The following is a 3,992-nucleotide window of genomic DNA, read 5'->3' as shown; positions in this document are numbered from 1 at the left end:
CCAGATCTCCCTTGCCTCAGGGCAAGTGAATCAGCCGATCACGCTTCGCTCAAGCAGAGTTTTTCAACAACATCCGGGAGAAGCCGCCTTTCGCTTTTTTCAATGCTCTGCGAGAGGTTAAGTGAGGTGCGAACGCTCGCTGCATAAGGTTTACCGCTCTTCATCCAGCTGCATAACACCCTCTACATCGGCATAGCTTGATCTAGGAAACCAACGCTCAATACTGCGCTCCAACACGGCGTCACCCGTCATAAAGAACCTCCCGGCGGCAGTTTCCCGAGCAAAGGACGACCGGCCAAGGAAGACTGCGTTTAGAGAGAGCTGAGACGTTTCGACAAACAGGTCGACGTCGCTGCCTGGCGGATCGATACAGAGCTCCAACTCGGTTCCAGGTTCATGGATCAACCAATAGGTAGACAAAGCTTTTGGCACGCCTTCGAACCGGAACTGAATGACGGTTCGTTTTGCTGGCAATTCCGAAGTTTTGATCCCCTGCCGTAGGGCCCACATCAGGTTTCCAATGTGTAAACCGGTCGAAGCGACTTCAGCTTTGATGTTGCGCTGCGCCCATCTGGCCAAGGCATCCATGGCCTCTTCAAGGTCCTTGGCCTTGGCGGTGCGAACATAGTCGACTGTGCCCTTAGCGGGATCCTCAATGCGCTCCACCAGACCATTTTTCTCCATTTCCTCCAACCGCTTGGAGAGCACACCGGGCGAGACGCCACCCACAGCCCGACGGATGTCATTGAACCGGCTGTAACCAGTCCAGAGCTGGTTAAGGATCGGCAGGGTCCAGCGTGGTTCAAGCTCATTACAGGCCTTCGAGATCGCGCAGATATTGCTATAGGGCTTCATCGGCATTTCCTTTCACGTGAAAGGTTAACTCGACCGGCTTCATTGCACCTAGTACGAATAGCGTACCACCTTGCTCTCTTTCACTCACTATCGTGTCCGACCCATCTCGGGTGAAGCTTTCTGAGCAAACTCGGGAGACCTAAAATGACCTATGAAAACACCATTGAACATCGTGACACCGCTCGGGTGGCTTGGGCTACGAATGCACTACAAGCAGTGCAGAGGGCTTTAAAAAACTGGCGTGGTAGACAAGCCATATCGTGTTCACTTGGAACCCTCCCCGATCACATGCTTAGAGATATCGGATTGACCGCCAACGACGTCGAGAGTGCTCTCAACGTATCGTCTCTCTCCACGGAGACAGATAGGTTGGGAGAGATTGCGAAGACGCAGTCAAAGAACTGGTAGTGAGATTACCAGGTAGAAGCTCTCTTCAAAGGCAACAACTTTCGGCAACGAAACAAAGACTGCTTCGGGCTCTTCTGTGACATCCGGGTCTTTTCATCAGAAGACCAGAAAGCTGCCGTCTGCGGCCACTCATGACTGTCTCACGCCGCGGCAACGTCCGCTTTTACCAACACCGGCCACTCATTTCGACTACGTCCGATGTCTCAGAAGCGGACGAAACCGCCCTTCGACGGCAAACTACCTACGCCAGTAATTTCGAGGGAAATACGCGAGTAACGCAACCAATGCCAGCGGTCGAATAGGCGGTGTCGCAGGCTCCAATCTTCGCTAAGCTGTAAACGTGTTGCAACTGGGTCGGTAAATGAAAGCACGTTTTGGAAACTGCGAGATCAACTCCGAAGCACGGCTGTTGTGTCGTGACGGTGAAGCCATCGACGTGGAACCCCAGGTTTTTGATGTGCTGGTGGCCTTAATCGAAGCAAAAGACCGGGTACTGAGTAAGGACGATCTGATCGAACGGGTTTGGGGCGGGCGTATCGTCTCCGATACCGCCGTGACTAGCCGGATCAAGGCGGTACGCGCAGCCGTGGGTGACGATGGCGCCGCGCAAAGGGTGATCCGTACCCTCCGTGGTGTGGGCTATCAGTTTGTTGCTGAATTTGAAGTGAATGCCGACATGGTGTCTTCTTCGGGCGAGAAGCCGGACCAGCCAGTAATTCTGGTGCTTCCATTCACGCAGGTTCCTGACGATCCCGATACACTGTGGCGGCTGGACGGAATTTGCGACGATGTTATCTCAGCGCTCTCGCGGTTTAGGGACCTGAGGGTTATCTCTCGTCTGACGTCTTTTGGCCTTCGAGATTTCGCAGGAGCGGAAATGTCGCGGGCGGTCGAAGAAATTGGTCCTGACTATCTGGTCGAAGGGACACTGCGCCAGCGCGGTCATAACTGGCGCCTGCAGGTAAACCTCAGTGCAGCAGATTCCCAGGCGCAGATCTGGTCGGAGCGCTGGGAACTTTCAGATGAGGATCTTCAGGATCTAGATCCTTATGTCGACCGGATTGCGGCTGCCATCGAGCCGGAGCTGCTTTCAGCAGAGCGCGACCGGCTTCGCAGTTTGCGTGAGACAGACCTCTCGACCTGGGAGACAACACAACGCGGGCTTTGGATGCTGTGGCAGCAACGCCCGGGGTTTCATGCCAAGGCCATCACGATATTGAAGGAGGCGCTAGCCCGCGATCCGGACTATGCGTTGGCACATGCCGGACTGGCATATGCGCTTTGCCACGCCCACAAGGAAGGTGTGGTGGGCGACGAGGCTCTTGATCAAGCGTTGGCGGCAGCACGACGTGCGGTGCAGCTCGACCCACGGGATGCCTTTTCCTATGTTGCATTGGGCCGTTCACATTTGGCCCGTGCGGAATTCGACGCTGCCATCGCTGCCTACGACGAGGCAATCGCCCGAAATCCCAATCATGCATATGGCCATTTTGGACGCGGTTATTCGCTGTGTCTCAGCGGTCGCCCAGCAGAGGCCATAGGTCACTTCGAGCGTGTACTGGCCCTGAGTCCGCGCGATCCACAAGGATGGTCGGTCTGCGTGATGCTGTGTTTTTCCTGCCTGCTGTTGAACCTGACCGACGAAGCGCTTGGCTGGGCAAGGAAAGCTCAACGAATGCCGAACGCGCCTCATTGGGCACTTGCGGCAGAGGCCGCGGCTCTCAACGCGCTTGGAAAGGAAACGGAAGCCGAAGAAGTGCTAAAAGAGGCGCTGAACGCGCGACCCGATCTTGATGCGGCCTTTCTCGACCGCGCTTACCCGTTCGCCGATCGTCAGGACTATGACAAATTGGCAGGTCTCATGTTGGGCACGTTCGTTCCGGCGGCCTCAGGGAAGGAAATCTCCAAGTAGTCTCCACACTTCTCCACCGGGGCGCCAAGCGCTGGCACGTCTGGGCTGTCATGTTTGTTTCACTGGAACCCTGCAACAAACGGAGACTTCATCATGAACCTCATCCAGTCGACAGCACGCCCTACACACACCTTCAAGCAACGGGCCGTATCTGTGACAGCCAGGCTTTTGGCAATGCCAACGGGGTATCGCCACCGCGCGGAACTTCGCGGCCTAACACCCGAACAGCGTGCAGATTTCGCCATGACCGAGCGTGATCATGAGGCTGCACTCAACATGCCGGTGACCGAATACCCGGTTTGCGCAATTGCCCGCAACAACTGGGAGAGGCGAATCCTAAGCCTTCTGGGGCGAGTTGGGATAAACGAATATTCGTAGCCCCTTTCCGTGGAGAAAACACACTGAATGAGGCCGACCGGTCTTCCAAACTGATCGGCCCATCTAGGGAAATCTCTTAAATTCGACTTTGCTCTTTCGACTTTTTTTGAGGTCTTGAGACCCGAGGCCTCATCGGGCTCGATGCTGCCATTATCAGCGCTCAGCACTAAGGTCTGCAACGCCGAGACGGAGGACCAGCCTGAAAATTTAGTCAAGCAACTCCATCAATAACTACTAGCAACTGTATTTCTCAGACGGGCTGAGCAGACCATTTTTGGCCTGATTTGATGAGCGCATTCACGATTGTCACGAGTTTTCTGGCGACAGCAATGACGATGACTTTGTGTGGTTTTCCGGCGTCGCGAAGTCGATCGGCGAAGTTTTTCAGGATGGGATTGTGTTGGCTGGCAACGAGAGCAGCTTGGAACAGCACATGTCT

3 protein-coding genes and 1 pseudogene are annotated in these 3,992 nt (G+C 55.1%); 2 read left to right on the top strand and 2 right to left on the bottom strand.

Features of this window, described 5'->3' with window-relative positions:
• Positions 1-150: 150 nt before the first annotated feature.
• Complete coding sequence (locus AB2B41_RS23125; RefSeq protein ID WP_367880186.1) at positions 151-855, bottom strand: winged helix-turn-helix transcriptional regulator; 705 nt, start codon at positions 853-855, stop codon at positions 151-153.
• Positions 856-1,624: 769 nt separating this feature from the next.
• On the opposite strand from AB2B41_RS23125, the gene AB2B41_RS23115 reads away from it, so the two are divergent.
• Complete coding sequence (locus tag AB2B41_RS23115) at positions 1,625-3,175, top strand: winged helix-turn-helix domain-containing protein (RefSeq protein WP_367880184.1); 1,551 nt, start codon at positions 1,625-1,627, stop codon at positions 3,173-3,175.
• Positions 3,176-3,268: 93 nt separating this feature from the next.
• Positions 3,269-3,553 (top strand): hypothetical protein, encoded by a 285-nt coding sequence (locus tag AB2B41_RS23110; RefSeq protein ID WP_367880183.1) that lies wholly within the window; start codon positions 3,269-3,271, stop codon positions 3,551-3,553.
• Between the two features lie 250 nt (positions 3,554-3,803).
• Here the strand turns inward: AB2B41_RS23110 and AB2B41_RS23105 are convergent.
• Positions 3,804-3,992 (bottom strand): annotated as a pseudogene (locus AB2B41_RS23105) (hypothetical protein); the annotation flags it as partial.

Origin of the sequence: Sulfitobacter sediminis (assembly GCF_040811725.1) — a bacterium.
Taxonomy (GTDB): domain Bacteria; phylum Pseudomonadota; class Alphaproteobacteria; order Rhodobacterales; family Rhodobacteraceae; genus Sulfitobacter; species Sulfitobacter sediminis.
Note: the sequence above shows the minus strand (reverse complement) of the source record. Positions and strands in the feature narration are given on the sequence as shown.

What these genes read in the sequence shown, in the direction of transcription:
- AB2B41_RS23125 (WP_367880186.1), bottom strand. Translation starts at nt 855, where the DNA reads ATGAAGCCCTATAGCAATATCTGCGCGATCTCGAAGGCCTGTAATGAG.
- AB2B41_RS23115 (WP_367880184.1), top strand. Translation starts at nt 1,625, where the DNA reads ATGAAAGCACGTTTTGGAAACTGCGAGATCAACTCCGAAGCACGGCTG.
- AB2B41_RS23110 (WP_367880183.1), top strand. Translation starts at nt 3,269, where the DNA reads ATGAACCTCATCCAGTCGACAGCACGCCCTACACACACCTTCAAGCAA.